Raw genomic sequence first — 14,994 nt, 5'->3', positions numbered from 1 at the left:
AACTCGCTGTGTCTGTGGTGCTGTCTGGCGTGGGTCGCCACGATCGTCATGTTCTGGTACGTCACCGCGCACAACGTCCGCCGTGGTCTGCTGCCCGCGCCCCGGGGGGTTCGCTCCTTCCTCGACGAGTTCGCCTGGGTTCTGCCCGTACTGCACATCGGGATCATCGGCATGCTGATCCTGACCCGCTGGTGGGACTTCTGGACCAGCTGACCACCCCGCTCAGTCCGGGTGGGCGGTGCGCCAGGCCGCCATCGAACGGTCCCAGCCGTCCCCGGACAGGGCCGTGAGGGAGGCGGGGAAGAGACCGTCCTCCTCCTTGGCGATGTGGTGATGCAGCTCGTCCACCGCCTCGCGCAGCGTGGCCGCGTCCGCGGCATCCGTGAGGTCCAGTCGGGGCAACAGAGCGGCCAGTTCCCGGTGCTCGCGTACCAGGGCATCGATGTAGTCGGCGTACTCCGGGTCGTCCCGCATCACCGCGAAGAGACCGTCCTCCTCGCCCCGCCAGTGGCTGGTCAGCTCGCGCGCCATCGCGTCGACGAGGACGCGGGCGCGGTCCGGGTCGCCGCGGTCGAGGGCGCGTACCGCATCCCCCGCGGCATCCGTGACCCGCTCGTGCTCGGCGATGAACTCCTTGATCAGCGGGATCTCGCGGCACCCGCAGTAGTGGCACATGGGGAGTTTCTAGGCGAGAGCGGCCACCCTGCGGAAAACGCCACACCGGGCCGGGTCTGCGGCGGCGACCCTGAGGAATCCCTGAGGTGCCCCTGAGACTCCCCCAGTCTTCCCGGACATGTGTCAGTTTGCTTTGACAGGTGTCAGGAGCGGGGGCACGGTGGAGTCATGAGCGAGGCCTCCGTACCCACCGGGGACGAGCTGTTGAAGATCCTCTCGGCCCTTGGCAACCCGCACCGGCTGCGGATCGTCGCGGCCCTCACCGAGGGGCGCAACTACGTCAGTGCGCTCGCCCGCGAGATCGGGATGGGCCGGCCCCTGCTGCACATGCACCTGCAGAGGCTGGAGGCCGCCGGCCTCGTGACCGGCTCGCTCGAACTGTCCGAGAGCGGCAAGGCGATGAAGTACTACGAGCTGGTGGATTTCAGCTACACCCTCACGCCGGGGCTCGTGGCGGCCCTCGCCCCCACCCTCCCGCGCGACGCGAAACCCGCGGACCCGGGCGACCAGGCCGCCGAACGGCAGCACCAGACAACTGTGAAGGAGAGCTCGGGATGAACGGCGCAGACTGGGCGGGAGCGATCGGGGCCGGCGGGGTCTTCCTCTTCCTGATCGTGGTCGTGTGGCAGATCGCCGCGACCTGGCGGGCCCGGATGCTGGCCTCCCGCGAGGAGCAGTACAAGCAGATGGCCCTCAAGTACCAGCAGCTGCTCGAGGACAACATCGAGATGCAGCGGCGCTCCGTCGAGGAGATGACGCAGACCCGGATCTCGCTGTCCTCGGTCGAGAAGATGATGCGCGAGATCGAATAGCCGGCGGCCCAGGAGGTCCGGACGGCCCCCGCGCAGCGGCACGGCCGGGAGCGGCAACTCCCGGCCGTGCGCAACAGAAGCACGTCCCGCGAGCCCATCGCAGAACACCCACTTCTCACTGAAGGAGACCACCCATGCCCGCTTGGATCAAGCGGCTCCCCACCGCCCCCGCGGGGCGCCGCAGCAAATGGCTGGTGCTAGCCGCCTGGCTGATCGCCGCGGTCGCGCTCGGCCCGCTGGCCGGCAAGCTCGGCGAGGTCGAGGACTCGGGGCCCAACGCCTTCCTGCCGCGCGGCGCCGAGTCCGCCGCGGTCAACACGGAGCTCGAGAAGTTCCGTACCGACGAACTGATGCCCGCAGTCGTCGTCTACACCGGCGACATCTCGGCCGCCCGGAAGCTCGCCGCGGACGAGCGCGGCGAGTTCGGCGGCTTCGCCGCCGAGGGCGAGCAGATCGCCCCGCCCGTACCGTCCGACGACGGCAAGGCCCTGATGACCGTAGTGCCCCTCGACGGCGGCGACGGACTGACCGACCGGGTCGACGAGCTGCGCGACGTCGCGGGCGCCAACGCGCCGCCCGGCGTGGACGTGGAGGTCGGCGGACCCGCCGCCTCCCTCACCGACCAGGTCGCCGTGTTCGACAGCCTCGACGCCACCCTGATGATCGCCACCGGCAGCGTCGTCGCCGTACTGCTCCTGATCACCTACCGCAGCCCGATCCTGTGGCTGTTCCCGCTGATCTCCGTCGGCTTCGCCGCCGTCCTCACCCAGGTCGGCACGTATCTGCTCGCCAAGCACGCCGGACTGCCCGTCGACCCGCAGAGCGCCGGCATCCTGATGGTGCTCGTCTTCGGCGTCGGTACCGACTACGCGCTGCTGCTCATCGCCCGCTACCGCGAGGAGCTGCACCGGCAGGAGGACCGGCACACCGCCATGCGCATCGCGCTGCGCCGCTCCGGACCCGCCGTGCTCGCCTCCGCGGGGACGATCGCGGTCGGCCTGGCCTGCCTGGTGTTCGCCGACATCAACTCCTCGCGCTCGCTCGGCCTGGTCGGTGCCGTCGGCGTCGTCTGCGCCTTCCTCGCGATGGTGACCGTGCTGCCCGCGCTGCTCGTCATCGCCGGGCGCTGGGTGTTCTGGCCGTTCGTGCCGCGGCACGGCACGCCCGCCCGCAAGGCCCGTACGGTCTGGTCGCGGATCGGCGCGGCCGTCGCGCGCAGGCCGCGCTGGTCCTGGCTGATGTCCGTCGGAGTCACCGGCGTGCTCGCGCTCAGCGCCACCGGTATCACCATGGGCCTGAGCCAGGCCGAGATGTTCCAGGACAAGCCCGAGTCCGTGGTCGCGCAGGAGCGGATCTCCGCGCACTATCCGTCCGGCGCATCCGATCCGGCCGAGATCGTCGCGCGCGCCGACCGGGCCGCGGACGTACGAAAGGCCGCCGCGGGGACCGACGGCGTGGCCGCGGTGCGCGACGGCGACCGGACTCCGGACGGCGCCCTGGTGTCGTACGCCGTCGTGCTCCAGGACGCACCCGACAGCCAGGCCGCCAAGGACACCGTCGACCGGCTGCGGGACGCCGTGCACGGCGTCGACGGGGCGGACGCCCTGGTCGGCGGCACCACGGCACAGACCCTCGACACCCAGCGGGCCGCGGACCGGGACCTGCGCACGGTCATCCCCGTCGTCCTGCTCGTCGTCCTCGGCGTGCTGATCCTGCTGCTGCGGTCCCTCGTGGCACCGCTGCTGCTGCTCGCCACGGTCGTGCTGTCCTTCTTCGCGGCGCTCGGCGGCTCCAATCTGCTCTTCGAGCACGTGCTCGGCTTCGCCGGCGTCGACTGGTCGATCCCGCTCATGGGCTTCGTGTTCCTGGTCGCCCTCGGCATCGACTACAACATCTTCCTGATGCACCGGGTACGGGAGGAGGCCGGGCGGCTCGGCCACGCGCGCGGGGTCCTCGAAGGGCTCACCAGCACCGGCGGTGTGATCACCTCGGCGGGTGTCGTGCTCGCCGCGACCTTCGCGGTGTTCGCCGGTCTGCCGCTGGTGACCATGGCGCAGATGGGCGTGATCGTCGGCATCGGCGTCCTGCTCGACACCTTCCTGGTGCGTACGGTCCTGGTGCCCGCGCTCGCCCTCGACCTGGGCCGGGTCTTCTGGTGGCCGGGCCGGCTCGCACGGCGTCCGGCGCGCGGCGACGGGGACTGCGGCGACGGGGACTCGGGTGACGGCGCCTCCGGCGACGGCGAGGGAGCTGCGGGGCAGGCGGCCGGACGCGAGGCCGTGCTGCCGGGCTGACCCGTCACCGGCCGCCGGTTGTCAGTGGGTGCGCCTATCGTCGGGTGGCATGACTCCCGTACTCATCGGGCGCGACCACCCCGCGGCCCGGCTGCGCGCCGACATCGAGCGCGCCACGCAGAGCCACGGCGGTCTCGTGCTCGTCACCGGCGAGGCGGGCATCGGCAAGACCAGCCTGGTCACCGAGGCCGCGGGTACCGCCCGCGACCTCGGTGCCCTGGTGCTCACCGGCACCTGCTGGTCCTCGGGCAGCGCCCCCGGGTACTGGCCATGGGTCCAGGTGGTGCGCGGCCTGCGCCGCGCGCTCGGCGAGGACGCCCTCGCCGCGGCCCAGGAGGCGGCGGGCAGCAGCCTCTCCGTACTGCTCGGCGAGGCCCGTCCGCTGGACGACCCGAGCTCCGCGTTCCGGGTGTACGACGCGGTGACGACCGCCCTCGTCACCGTCTCCCAGGACCGGCCGGTGATGGTCGTACTCGACGATCTGCACTGGTCGGACAGCGCATCCCTGAAGCTGCTCGAATTCGCCGCAGGGCACGCCTGGTTCGAGCGGCTGCTGCTCGTCGGCACCTATCGGGACGCCGAGGTGGAGACCGAAGGGCACCCGCTGCGCACCGAGTTCGCGCCGCTCACCGCCAAGGCGGGCACCCTCGCGCTCACCGGACTCGACACGGCGGGCACCGGTGAGCTGATCACCCGCGTCGCCGGCCGTGCCCCCGATCCCGAGCTCGCGGCCGAGGTGTGGCGCAGGACGGGCGGCAATCCGTTCTTCGTCGAGCAGACCGCCCGGCTCTGGGCGGGCGGCGGCTCCGTCTCCGCGATCGCCCCGGGTGTACGGGAGGCCGTGCGGCACCGGCTCGATCTGCTGCCGCCCGCGGTGGCCGCTCTGCTCGGCACGGCCGCGGTGCTCGGCCGGGAGTTCCACCGCCAGGTCCTCGCCGCGGTCGCGGGCGACCCCGTCGCGCATGTGGACCGGCTGCTCGGCCAGGCGGTCACGGCCCGGCTCGTCGCCTCGCTCGGCGGCGGCCGCTTCGGCTTCGCGCACGACCTGGTGCGCGAGACGCTGCAGGAGGCCTTCGACGAGACCGAGGCAGGCGCCCGGCACGCGGCGGTCGTCACCGCCGTCGAGGCCGCGCCCTCCCTCGCGGACAAGCTGCTCCTCAGCGACCTGGCCCGGCACGCCCACCTGGCAGGCGATGCGGTGCCGGCGGAGGCGGCCGTACGGATCATGCAGGAGGCCGCCCGCGACGCCGCCGGCCGGCTCGCGTACGACGAGCAGCTGACCCATCTGCGGCGGGCCGAGGCCTGCGCCCGGCGCCTGTCGGACCCGGCAGGGCGGGTCCTCGTCCTGCTCGATCTCGCGGACGCCTGCGACCACTTCGGGGAGTCCGCCGAGGCCCGCACGAGGTACGACGAAGCCACCGCCCTGGCCCGCGAGCAGGGCGATGCCGAGCTGCTCGCCCGGGTCGCCCTGACCTGTTACGGCCATGCGCACCACACCGACCCGGCCGGCGCCGATGCCGCGATCCAATTGCTGCGCGAGGCGTACACGGCCGTGGTCGGACCGGCCGGGGCGGACCGCAGGCCCGAGCGGCTCGCGCAGGATCTCAGCATCCGCACCGCCGTCCTGGCCCGCCGGCACGAGGACGACGAGGCGCTCGGCTTCAGCCTCTGGGCCAGGCACCACTCCATCTGGGGGCCGGGCACCGCGGCCGAACGACTGGCGCTGATCGAGGAGTTGATCCTGATCGCGCGCCGCAGGGGCGACGCCGACGGGGAGATGTTCGCCCGAGCCCTGCGCTGGGTGGCCCTGCTCGAACTGGGCGATCCGCGCACCCTGGACGCGTACCACACGTATGTCGCGTTCTGCGAGAAGCAGGATCTGCCGCGCGCGGGGGTCAGCGCGGCCATCGACCAGTCGATCGTCACCGGGCTCCTCGGACGCTTCACGCAGTCGGAGAGCTTCCTCGCCGAGAGCCTGGCATTCGGCGAACGGACGGGGCTGCACGACCACTTCACCGCCCTGCTCGAGCACCACCGGTGGACACTGGCCCTGCTGCAGGGCCGGGCGGACGACGCGGCCCGGATCGCCCGTACCGTCGAGCGCCACCATCCGTGCCCGCGGCTGCTCGCCGGCATCACCGCGATCGAGGCGAGCGGTACGGCGGTGGCGCGCGGGCTCGGCCGGCTCGACCCGCCGCCGGGCGCGGAGGACACCGCGGGCGAGCGGCTCGTGCAGCGTGCCCGGGACACCGAGGCGGCCGTCGCGCACGCGCGTGAACTGCTCGGCCGGGGCGCCGAGCCGGACCGCGGCTTCCTGCCGCTGCGGCTGCGCTTCCAGGCGCAGGCCGCGGCGGCCTCCGGCGATCCGGAGCTGATCGGCGAGGCGCTGCGCGCGCTCGAGCCCTTCGAGGGCCAGTGGGCGGTCTCCCTGTTCGGCTGGGACGTCAGCGGTCCGATCGCGCACTGGACGGCGGTCTGCGAGGCGGCGCTCGGCCACTGGGAGGCGGCGGCGGAAGGCTTCGAGCGCGCCCACCGCAGCGCGGAGCGGCTCACCGCGCGGCCCTGGTCGGTGGAGGCACGCTCCCGGCTCGCCGAGGTGCGCATCGCCTCCGGCGCGGACGCGGCGAAGCTGCTCGAGGAGGTCGAGCGGGAGGCGGCGGAGCTCGGCATGCGCCATGTCGTGCGCAGGGTGGCGGGGCTGCGGGCGGCGGCGCCCGCGGGGGCCCATCAGCAGGTCGCCGACGAGCAACTCCCTTCGTACCGCTACGAGTTCCGGCCCGACGGACCCGTGTGGAATCTGACGTACGAGGGCACCACGGTGCATCTGCCCGACGCCAAGGGGCTCAGGGATCTGCGGACCCTGCTGAGCCGGCCCGGCACGGACATTCCGGCGGTGCAGCTGCTCGCGCCTGCGGGCGGCGCGGAGGTGGTCGCGGCCGGCAGCCTCGGCGGGGACGCGGTGCTCGACGAGGAGGCGAAGCGGCAGTACCGGCGGCGTCTCGAGCGCCTGGACGAGGAGATCGACCGGGCGGCGGCGGCAGGCGACAGCGGCCGGGCCGCCGAGTACGACCGGGAGCGGGCGGCGCTCCTTGACGAACTGCGGCTCGCCGCGGGGCTCGGCGGGCGCGCGCGGCGGCTCGGGGACGAGGCGGAGCGGGCGCGGAAGGCGGTCACGGCGCGTATCCGGGACACACTGCGGCGCATCGACGCGCGGCATCCGGCGCTGGGTGAGCATCTGCGGGGCGCGGTGTCGACGGGGCTGACCTGTGCGTACCGCCCCGGTGGTGCGGTGCCCGATTGGCGGCTGTGAGGGGGATCCGGGTTTGTGGGCCTTCGACTTGCCGGGTGGGGTGCGGCGGGTGTGCTCTTGAAGGTACGGGGGTGAGGTGGCCCTCGGGGCGATCCGGGGGCCGGTGAGAGGAGAGCCCCATGGCACATGCGGCACCCGCAGCACCTCGCGGCCGGACCCAACTCGGGGCGGCGACCTGGGTCGCGCCGGTACTGGCCGTCGTCTACGGATTCTGGGCCGCCGGGATCGATCGTGACGCGGGCCCCATCACCTGGGGCAACGTCCTCTTCGGAGTGGTCGCGGGAGTGGTCGCCGCGGGGCTCTTCGTCGCGGTGCGGGCCGTTGCGCCGTCGCTTCCGCGGGAGCTTCGGGCGATGGTGTGGGCGGCGTTCGCGGGGATCGCGTTCGGGTTTCTGTACAGCCTCACGGACGCGAGCGTCCTCAGGTCGACGGTGATGGCGGGAATCTTCGCGACGGCGGTCGGCGCGGTCGTCTTCTATCGGGCTTACACCCACGAGTAGCGATTGAGCCCGTCCGGCGTTTGAGGACATTTCCAGCCCGTCCGGCGTTTGAGGACAAGGCCCCCTGGGCCGGGGGTTTTACAGGCCCGGCCCTGGCGGGCCTTGTCCTCAAACGCCGGACAGGCTGGATTCAGCACGGCGGCACCCGTCGATCCGTCTCGACGTACGCAGAAGATGCCCACCCTCGCGCCCCCGCGAGCCAGTACCAGGACGTGTTGCCCTGGACCGACCCGCCGTCCGCACGGCAGGTGACCCGGTCCTGGGTGCCCGGCGCCAACGTGCCCACCCGAGGCGCCGACACATAGGGCGCCGCGCGCACATTCAGGTCCGACGGGGAGATGACCGTGCCCCAGTTCGGGCCCCGCCCCGAGTCGCGCCCCGAGTCGTGGCCGCGGCCCGACTCCCAGCGCAGGTCGAAGCTGCTCTCCCAGTGGATCTCGAAGCGGCCGCCGCCGGACCCGTCACCGTCTCCGTCCCAGTCGTGCGCGGGCGCCGCCGCCGGAGCCGTGACCGCCGAAACCCCGGCCGCCCGGGCCGGCCCCGCACCGACGGCAAGGCCGCCGCCCGCGAGCAGAACCGCGGTCAGTCCACCCATCCCGGCGCGCCATGCGCGCCTTCCATGGCCGGTCAAAGAAGCGGGCATCGTCGCGCCTCCATCTCCCGTGGCCCCCGTCCCCCTCACTCAAGGAAACACCCCGTCCACGCCCCTCTCCACCCGAGCCGGACGCCTACCACGGGGCGCATTCCCCCGCCACCGGGCGTCCGCCAGATTCGATCTGGCGGACGCCGGGCCGGAACACGCGCCTTGAGGACAGAGGCGGACGACGCACCGAGAAGGGGGCGACCATGCAGAGGACCGAGACCGAGCCGGAGGCTCCACTGCAGGTCGCCGTGCTCGTCGGTTCGACCCGCGAGGGCAGGGTCGGCGAGCAGGTCGCCGAGTGGTTCCTGGACCGGGCCCGCAAGCGCGACGACCTCGTGCTCGACGTCGTCGACCTGCTCGACTACCCGGACTTCCCGGCGCGTTACCCGCACACGGCCACCGATGCGATGACCCGCTTCTGCGGGCACATCGACCGCGCCGATGCGTTCGTCGTGGTGACCCCGGAGTACAACCGCAGCTTCCCGGCCGCCCTCAAGCAGGCCATCGACTTCGCGTACGACGAGTGGCATGCCAAACCGGTCGGCTACGTCGCCTACGGATACGGCAGCCGCGGGCTCTACGCGACGGAGCAGCTGCGCTGTGTGTTCACCGAGCTGCACGCGATGAGTTTGCGGGACGCGGTCGGTCTCAACCTCGTCGAGGAACTGCCGCAGCACCCCGACGACCAGGCGGTCAGCACCATGCTCGACCAGCTCCGATGGTGGGGCCTGGCCCTGCGCGAGGCCCGCGCCGTACGCCCCTACACCTCCTGACCCACCCAACTCCCGGAAGGGACACCGGACATGAGTAAGCAGACGACCGGCCTGGCGATCGAGACGGCCGGTCTGGTGAAGACCTTCGGCGAGAACCGCGCGGTGGACGGCGTCGACCTGTCCGTCCCGGCCGGGACCGTCTACGGCGTACTGGGGCCCAACGGCGCGGGCAAGACGACCGCCGTGAAGATGCTCGCCACCCTGCTGCGGCCCGACGGCGGCGAGGCGCACGTCTTCGGCCACGACGTGGTCCGCGAGGCCGACGCGGTGCGCAGCCGCGTGAGCCTGACCGGGCAGTACGCCTCCGTCGACGAGGACCTCACCGGCACGGAGAACCTGGTACTGCTCGGCCGCCTCACCGGCCACTCCAAGCGCGCCGCACTGCTGCGGGCCGAGCAGCTCCTGGAGGCGTTCGGCCTGACCGAGGCCGCCGGCCGACAGGTGAAGAACTACTCCGGTGGCATGCGCCGCCGTATCGACATCGCCGCGTCCATCCTCAACACCCCCGACCTGCTCTTCCTCGACGAGCCGACCACCGGCCTCGACCCGCGCAGCCGCAACCAGGTCTGGGACATCGTCCGGGCCGTCGTCGCACAGGGCACGACGGTGCTGCTCACCACCCAGTACCTGGACGAGGCCGACCAGTTGGCGTCCCGGATCGCCGTCATCGACAAGGGCAAGGTGATCGCCGAGGGCACCAAGGGCGAGCTGAAGGCCTCGGTCGGCGCGGGCGCCGTGCACGTACGGCTGCGGGACGCCGAACAGCGGCCGCAGGCCCAGGAGTTGCTGCGGACCGTGCTCGACGCACAGATCATGCTCGAACCGGACCCGGTCGCCCTGACCGCTCGGGTGGGCAACGGGGACAACGGCCGCGGCGCGAGCGAACGCGCCTCCCGCGCCCTGGCGGAGCTCTCGCACGCCGGCATCCACGTGGACAACTTCTCGCTCGGCCAGCCGAGCCTGGACGAGGTGTTCCTCGCCCTCACCGACCGCCGGCCGACGCCGGCCGACACCGACGCCACCGCGAACAGCAAGGAAGAGGCAGCAGCATGAGCACCGCGACGACCACCGAGACGACCTCGGGCGAAGAGCTCGCACCGGTCTCCACCGAGTCACTCGCCGAGCTCCTCATCGCCAAGGAGCGGCCGCCGCGGCCGAGCGCGCTGTCCGCGTCGGTGACCTTCGGCTGGCGGGCGATGCTCAAGATCAAGCATGTGCCCGAGCAGCTCTTCGACGTCACCGCCTTCCCGATCATGATGGTCGTGATGTACACGTACCTCTTCGGCGGTGCGCTCGCGGGCTCGCCCTCCGAGTACATCCAGTACCTGCTGCCCGGCATCCTGGTGATGAGCATCGTGATGATCACGATGTACACGGGCGTCGCGGTCAACACGGACATCGACAAGGGCGTCTTCGACCGGTTCCGTACGCTGCCGATCTGGCGGCCGTCGGTGATGGTCGGCTATCTGCTCGGCGACATGCTGCGGTACTTCCTCGGATCCCTGGTCATCCTGGCCGTCGGCCTGGCACTCGGCTACCGCCCGGACGGCGGGGTGGCCGGTGTGGTGGCCGGTATCGCACTGCTCATCGGCTTCTCGTTCGGGCTGTCCTGGGTGTGGACGATGCTCGGCCTGATGCTGCGGACCGAGAAGTCGGTGATGGGCGTCGCGATGATGGTGATGATGCCGCTGACGTTCCTGAGTGACATCTTCGTCAAGCCGGAGACGATGCCGGGCTGGCTGCAGGCCTTCGTCAACAACAACCCGGTCACCCACGTCGCCTCCGCGGTCCGCACCTTCATGGACGGCGGCTGGCCCGGGACCGAGCTGGCCTGGTCGCTCGGCTGGGCCGGCGTACTGATCGCGGTCTTCGGACCGATCACGATGCGCCTCTACAACCGGAAGTGACGCACCCGCTCCCGAACCACGAATGATGTGTCCCCCTCCGGACGGCCTGGTGTCCTCCGGAGGGGTCGTCGTGCCACTCGTGCGCAGCACGCGGGGTCGCGCTCGGGGCGGGGAGCGACTTGCCTGGAGGAGTGCGAACCGCCCGGGGTGTCCTGTCCGCCGTACTGCTCGTGGTCGCCTGCGTCCTGGCNCCCGGGGTGTCCTGTCCGCCGTACTGCTCGTGGTCGCCTGCGTCCTGGCGCCGCTCGGTGCGCTGTCGACCTGGGCGAAGTACGAGATCGCCGACTCCGACCGGTACGTGGCCGCGCTGTCCCCGCTCGCCGACGATCCGGATGTGCAGCGGACGGTGGCCGATGCGGTGACGGACGAGGTCGTGAAGGCCGTGGACGTGGGTCCGCTGCAGGGCACGCTGACGGACTTCGTGCACGAGGCGGTGCTGTCCTTCGCGGACACCGAGGCGTACCAGGGCGCCTGGGACACGGCGACCCGGGCCACGCACGACGCGTTCCTCGACGCGATCGACGACGACTCGAACAAGGTCACGCTCGATCTGGCACCGATCGTGGAGCAGGTGCGGCAGCAGCTCATCGACGACGACGTGCCGTTCGCGAGCAGCATTCCGGTGCCACAGGTCGAGGTGACCCTCCTCGACTCGGTGGATCTCGGCGGATTCCGGAAGGGGTTCCACATGCTGGAGACGGCCGGAATCTGGTTCCCGGTGGCCGGGGTGGTCTGCGCGCTCGCGGGCGTCGCCCTCGCTGCGCGGCGGGCCCGTGCGATGGTCCTGACCGGCATCGGCGTGGTCCTCTCCGCCGGCGTACTCGCCCTGGCCCTGGCCCTCGCCCGCCGCGCGACCCTGGACGACCTGCCCGCATCGGTCTCCGCGGCCGCGGTCGCCGCCGTCTTCGACGCGCTGACCGCGACGCTGCGCACATCGGTCTGGGTGATCGCGGTGATCGGCCTGCTGGCGGTGGTGGCGGGCGGGCTCACGGCGCGGCTTCGGCGGTGAGGGCACGGCTCGGACGACCGGCGGTCAACGGCGGTGGCTGAGCAAGTCCCCCGGCTGGCAGTCGAGTTCCTCGCAGAGGCGGGTGAGGGTGGTGAAGCGCACGGCCCGGGCGTGGCCGTTCTTGAGGATGGAGAGGTTGGCGTGGGTGACGCCCACGCGCTGCGCCAGTTCGGTCAGGGTCATGCCGCGCTCGGCGAGCAGCCTGTCCAGATGGACCTCGATCGCATGGTCCTGCCCGTCCTCCCCTTCCACCGTCGCACCGCCCTCCCTGCCGTACGCCTTGCCGGGCGCCATCAGACCGTCCCGACGAGATCTTCCCGCATGCCGACGCCGATCCGCATGATGCGGGCGAAGGAGAGGACCCCGAGGCCGGCGAACACGGCGGTGAAGGGGACGTCGAACGTCCAGAAGCCGGAGACCGCTTGGACCGTCCCCGCATGGCTCATCGTGGCGACGAGCACCGACTCGGTGGCGGACTCGACGACCGCGGAGACTAGGCTTCCCACCACCATCCACCAGCCGAGTACACGCAGCCGTCCGGCGGTCGGCGCGGTGTAGAGCCCCGCCCGCTCGGCTCCCCTGATGAGTCGTACGGTCAGCAGCAGGGCGCCCACGAGGTAGGCGAACGGGACGAACTTTCCTGCGGTGTTGAGCAGGATCTGGTGGGCGCCGGGGTTCTTCGTGCAGTAGCGGGGATTCGCGTCGAGGACGATCGATGCGCCGTGGGCGGGCGCGAACTCCTCTGGAATCCGGCGGTCGTTGCCCCCGATCGTGGAGGCCTGATCGGTCGCGCAGACCGAATCACTGCCGATCCCGAACACGCTCACATTGAGGAACGGCGCCGCAAGCAGCATCAGCACGAACACCGTGCACAGCACCGTCACCACGATCCGCACCGCCGTCGACAGCGGCTCCAGCGGATTGCGCAGCTTTGCCATCAGGTCCCCCGTGGACGTGGGCGGTCCCGCGACCGCCCGCCATATCGTTTATCGATGTTATCGAAAAACGATATAGGGCACTCCCGCGTCCGGCAACCGCTGCGCCCGTCCCTCGTTCGGTCGGAATTCGGGGCCTGGACGTCGGGCGGGCGAACATGGGGGAGAATTCGGGCGAACCCCGCGCGACGACGGAAGGCCGAAGCCACCTTGGACACCGCAGAGAACCGCACCGGGTCCACAGGCACACAGACGAGACCGCCCCCGGAAGGCACCGACAACACCCCTGCGCAGCCGCAGAGTTCGCACCGTCACCTGGTCACGAAGGCCGCCGCGGTCCTGCTGCTCACCGGCATCTCGGGCGTCCTGCTCACCCGGGTCGCGGGCTCCGACGGATTCACCCCGCTGCCCCAACTCCTGGCGTTCCTGCCCTGGTTACTGGTCCCGGCCGCCGCGGTCCTGGTCGCCACCGCGCTGGTCGGATGGCGCCCCGGCATCCTGTGGTCGCTGGCCGTCTGCGCCGTCACGGCCTTCTTCACGCTGCCGTACGGGGACGCCTCGACCGGCGCGAAGGGGCCGGCCGTCGCCGAGCTGCGGGTGCTCACCTCGAATCTCGAATTCGGCGGCGCCACAGATGCGTTGCTCCGCACGATCCGGTTCGAGCGCCCCGATCTGATCTTCGTCCAGGAGTGCGATCACCGCTGCGCGGCGGCCCTGCGGCGTCAACTCCCGGGCGAGGGATACGCCCATCTGGAGCTGGACCAGGCTGCGGGGGCCGAGGGTTCCGCGATCGTCAGCCGCTTTCCCCTGACCCGTACGCCCGGGGTGAAGGGCGAACTGGCCATGCCCGGCGCCGTGATGGAGGTCGACGGGCACTACGTACGGCTGCAGCTCGCCCATCCGATGCCGCCGACGCCGGACAGCGTCGGCACCTGGCGCAGCGAACTCGGGCGGCTGCGCGACTGGGCGGGTGACCACTCCGCCGGGCCCGCCATCCTGGCCGGTGACTTCAACGCCACCCAGGACCACGCCGCGTTCCGCGGGCTCATCGACGCCGGCCTGTACGACAGCACCCGGCTCACCGGCGACTCCCGGGTCCCGTCCTGGCCGACCTCGGTGCTGCCGCCGCTGGGGGCGCAGATCGACCACGTCCTGGTGAGCCGGCACTTCCAGGCCGGCATCGCGCGGTTCGTCAACCTCGGTGACACCGACCACCGTTCACTGATCGTCGAGCTGACGCTGCATCTGAAGCCGCACCCGATCTGAGAGATGCCGGGACACGTCCGACGGCCCGGTGCTGATGCAGCCGGGCCGTCGGGGTGGGTGGACCGGGTCCGGAGACGGCGGGGACCGGCGCGGGGCATGCCCCGGGCCTCGCCGGTGGGGGGTTTCCCCGGACCCGGTGGTCGGACCAGAAGCGCTACGACACCTTCTCGAGCGCCTTCGCCAGGCCGTTGGCCCAGAGCTGGTCCACGCGGGCCCGCTCATTGGCGTCCGGCTGGGCGTTGGTGCACGACGGGCCGGGGCCGCCGCCCGACATCAGCTCACTGCACGGGCCCTCGTAGTGGTCGGGGAGGCCGAGGACGTGGCCCGTTTCGTGGGTGGTGACGCGGGTGGAGTCGTACTGCTGGTTCTGCGCGTAGTCCAGGAAGATGTAGCCGTTCCCGTGGCCGTCGGTGGAGGCGTAGCTGCCGCGCGGGTCGTTGCCCTCGCGGTAGTCGAAGTCCGCGGCCGAGCCCTCCTGGAGCTTGACGTTGGAGACGGCGCTGTTCCATATCGATGCGCTGTTGGCTATCTGCTGGCTGAAGGTGGGTGCGCCCGAGGCGTCGTAGGTGACGGTGACGGCCTGGGCTCCCGGGTTGGCGGCGCGCTTCTCGGCGACGGAGTCGAGAACGGCCTCGAAGAACGCACGGTTCGCCGCGGCCTCCTCGCCGGAACCGGCGTACTGCGCGAGGCGTTCCGCGGTGACTTCCGACACCGGCGCCGGGTCGGATGCGGCGGCCGGCCCTGCGCCGAGGGCGGTCACCGCGAGACCGAGGCCGAGTGCGGCCGGAAGCAGCGTCCTGGGAAGATGCATGGGGGGCTCCTACTCGTGTGGGGCGAGCGGTTACCCGTGAGTGTCGTGGACATTGCGAC

14 protein-coding genes and 1 pseudogene are annotated in these 14,994 nt (G+C 71.8%); 10 read left to right on the top strand and 5 right to left on the bottom strand.

Features of this window, described 5'->3' with window-relative positions; translation table 11 throughout:
• Positions 1–213, top strand: a pseudogene (locus DY218_RS14975) (vitamin K epoxide reductase family protein); the annotation flags it as partial.
• A gap of 9 nt (positions 214–222) precedes the next feature.
• Here the strand turns inward: DY218_RS14975 and DY218_RS14970 are convergent.
• Positions 223–675 carry a hemerythrin domain-containing protein gene (locus tag DY218_RS14970; RefSeq protein WP_128556518.1) on the bottom strand — a complete coding sequence of 151 codons (453 nt, stop codon included), beginning with the start codon at positions 673–675 and terminating at the stop codon, positions 223–225.
• Between the two features lie 168 nt (positions 676–843).
• On the opposite strand from DY218_RS14970, the gene DY218_RS14965 reads away from it, so the two are divergent.
• The 5 genes from DY218_RS14965 to DY218_RS14945 all read left to right on the top strand — a co-directional run bounded on the left by DY218_RS14965 (position 844) and on the right by DY218_RS14945 (position 7,591).
• Positions 844–1,233 carry an ArsR/SmtB family transcription factor gene (locus DY218_RS14965; protein ID WP_128556517.1) on the top strand — a complete coding sequence of 130 codons (390 nt, stop codon included), beginning with the start codon at positions 844–846 and terminating at the stop codon, positions 1,231–1,233.
• Positions 1,230–1,487 (top strand): hypothetical protein, encoded by a 258-nt coding sequence (locus tag DY218_RS14960; protein ID WP_128556516.1) that lies wholly within the window; start codon positions 1,230–1,232, stop codon positions 1,485–1,487. Before DY218_RS14965 ends, DY218_RS14960 begins: the two co-directional genes overlap by 4 nt.
• 134 nt (positions 1,488–1,621) lie before the next feature.
• Positions 1,622–3,781, top strand: coding sequence for an MMPL family transporter (locus tag DY218_RS14955; protein ID WP_128556515.1), 2,160 nt, complete (start codon positions 1,622–1,624; stop codon positions 3,779–3,781).
• A gap of 49 nt (positions 3,782–3,830) precedes the next feature.
• Positions 3,831–7,091 (top strand): AAA family ATPase, encoded by a 3,261-nt coding sequence (locus DY218_RS35620; RefSeq protein WP_128556514.1) that lies wholly within the window; start codon positions 3,831–3,833, stop codon positions 7,089–7,091.
• 119 nt (positions 7,092–7,210) lie between these two features.
• Positions 7,211–7,591: a hypothetical protein gene (locus tag DY218_RS14945; RefSeq protein WP_233521607.1), complete on the top strand. Its 381-nt coding sequence runs from the start codon at positions 7,211–7,213 to the stop codon at positions 7,589–7,591.
• A gap of 130 nt (positions 7,592–7,721) precedes the next feature.
• Here the strand turns inward: DY218_RS14945 and DY218_RS14940 are convergent, their stop codons facing one another.
• Positions 7,722–8,186 (bottom strand): SH3 domain-containing protein, encoded by a 465-nt coding sequence (locus DY218_RS14940; RefSeq protein ID WP_128556513.1) that lies wholly within the window; start codon positions 8,184–8,186, stop codon positions 7,722–7,724.
• Positions 8,187–8,437: 251 nt separating this feature from the next.
• On the opposite strand from DY218_RS14940, the gene DY218_RS14935 reads away from it, so the two are divergent.
• The 3 genes from DY218_RS14935 to DY218_RS14925 are packed head-to-tail and all read left to right on the top strand — an operon-like array spanning position 8,438 to position 10,914.
• Complete coding sequence (locus DY218_RS14935; RefSeq protein ID WP_128556512.1) at positions 8,438–9,007, top strand: NADPH-dependent FMN reductase; 570 nt, start codon at positions 8,438–8,440, stop codon at positions 9,005–9,007.
• A 30-nt stretch (positions 9,008–9,037) separates the two neighbouring features.
• Complete coding sequence (locus DY218_RS14930) at positions 9,038–10,060, top strand: ATP-binding cassette domain-containing protein (RefSeq protein WP_128556511.1); 1,023 nt, start codon at positions 9,038–9,040, stop codon at positions 10,058–10,060.
• A complete protein-coding gene (locus tag DY218_RS14925; RefSeq protein WP_128556510.1) occupies positions 10,057–10,914 on the top strand; it encodes an ABC transporter permease in 858 nt (285 codons plus the stop codon). Before DY218_RS14930 ends, DY218_RS14925 begins: the two co-directional genes overlap by 4 nt.
• 1,033 nt (positions 10,915–11,947) lie before the next feature.
• Here the strand turns inward: DY218_RS14925 and DY218_RS14915 are convergent.
• Both DY218_RS14915 and DY218_RS14910 read right to left on the bottom strand, forming a co-directional pair.
• Positions 11,948–12,217: a helix-turn-helix domain-containing protein gene (locus DY218_RS14915; protein WP_128556508.1), complete on the bottom strand. Its 270-nt coding sequence runs from the start codon at positions 12,215–12,217 to the stop codon at positions 11,948–11,950.
• On the bottom strand, positions 12,217–12,861 hold the full coding sequence (locus DY218_RS14910; RefSeq protein WP_128556507.1) for a DUF2975 domain-containing protein: 645 nt from the start codon (positions 12,859–12,861) through the stop codon (positions 12,217–12,219). Before DY218_RS14910 ends, DY218_RS14915 begins: the two co-directional genes overlap by 1 nt.
• Before the next feature lie 207 nt (positions 12,862–13,068).
• Between DY218_RS14910 and DY218_RS14905 the strand changes: the two genes are divergently transcribed.
• A complete protein-coding gene (locus tag DY218_RS14905; protein WP_233521606.1) occupies positions 13,069–14,124 on the top strand; it encodes an endonuclease/exonuclease/phosphatase family protein in 1,056 nt (351 codons plus the stop codon).
• Positions 14,125–14,278: 154 nt separating this feature from the next.
• Here DY218_RS14905 and snpA read toward each other — a convergent pair whose 3' ends face one another.
• Positions 14,279–14,935, bottom strand: a complete 657-nt coding sequence (gene snpA / locus DY218_RS14900) for a snapalysin (protein WP_128556505.1) — start codon at positions 14,933–14,935, stop codon at positions 14,279–14,281.
• Positions 14,936–14,994: the final 59 nt, after the last annotated feature.

Origin of the sequence: Streptomyces triticagri (assembly GCF_003429565.1) — a bacterium.
Taxonomy (GTDB): Bacteria; Actinomycetota; Actinomycetes; order Streptomycetales; family Streptomycetaceae; genus Streptomyces; species Streptomyces triticagri.
Note: the sequence above shows the minus strand (reverse complement) of the source record. Positions and strands in the feature narration are given on the sequence as shown.

Excerpts from the sequence above, each read along its gene's own strand:
- DY218_RS14970 (WP_128556518.1), bottom strand. The coding sequence starts at position 675 with ATGTGCCACTACTGCGGGTGCCGCGAGATCCCGCTGATCAAGGAGTTC.
- DY218_RS14965 (WP_128556517.1), top strand. The coding sequence starts at position 844 with ATGAGCGAGGCCTCCGTACCCACCGGGGACGAGCTGTTGAAGATCCTC.
- DY218_RS14960 (WP_128556516.1), top strand. The coding sequence starts at position 1,230 with ATGAACGGCGCAGACTGGGCGGGAGCGATCGGGGCCGGCGGGGTCTTC.
- DY218_RS14955 (WP_128556515.1), top strand. The coding sequence starts at position 1,622 with ATGCCCGCTTGGATCAAGCGGCTCCCCACCGCCCCCGCGGGGCGCCGC.
- DY218_RS35620 (WP_128556514.1), top strand. The coding sequence starts at position 3,831 with ATGACTCCCGTACTCATCGGGCGCGACCACCCCGCGGCCCGGCTGCGC.
- DY218_RS14945 (WP_233521607.1), top strand. The coding sequence starts at position 7,211 with ATGGCACATGCGGCACCCGCAGCACCTCGCGGCCGGACCCAACTCGGG.
- DY218_RS14940 (WP_128556513.1), bottom strand. The coding sequence starts at position 8,186 with ATGGGTGGACTGACCGCGGTTCTGCTCGCGGGCGGCGGCCTTGCCGTC.
- DY218_RS14935 (WP_128556512.1), top strand. The coding sequence starts at position 8,438 with ATGCAGAGGACCGAGACCGAGCCGGAGGCTCCACTGCAGGTCGCCGTG.
- DY218_RS14930 (WP_128556511.1), top strand. The coding sequence starts at position 9,038 with ATGAGTAAGCAGACGACCGGCCTGGCGATCGAGACGGCCGGTCTGGTG.
- DY218_RS14925 (WP_128556510.1), top strand. The coding sequence starts at position 10,057 with ATGAGCACCGCGACGACCACCGAGACGACCTCGGGCGAAGAGCTCGCA.
- DY218_RS14915 (WP_128556508.1), bottom strand. The coding sequence starts at position 12,217 with ATGGCGCCCGGCAAGGCGTACGGCAGGGAGGGCGGTGCGACGGTGGAA.
- DY218_RS14910 (WP_128556507.1), bottom strand. The coding sequence starts at position 12,861 with ATGGCAAAGCTGCGCAATCCGCTGGAGCCGCTGTCGACGGCGGTGCGG.
- snpA (WP_128556505.1), bottom strand. The coding sequence starts at position 14,935 with ATGCATCTTCCCAGGACGCTGCTTCCGGCCGCACTCGGCCTCGGTCTC.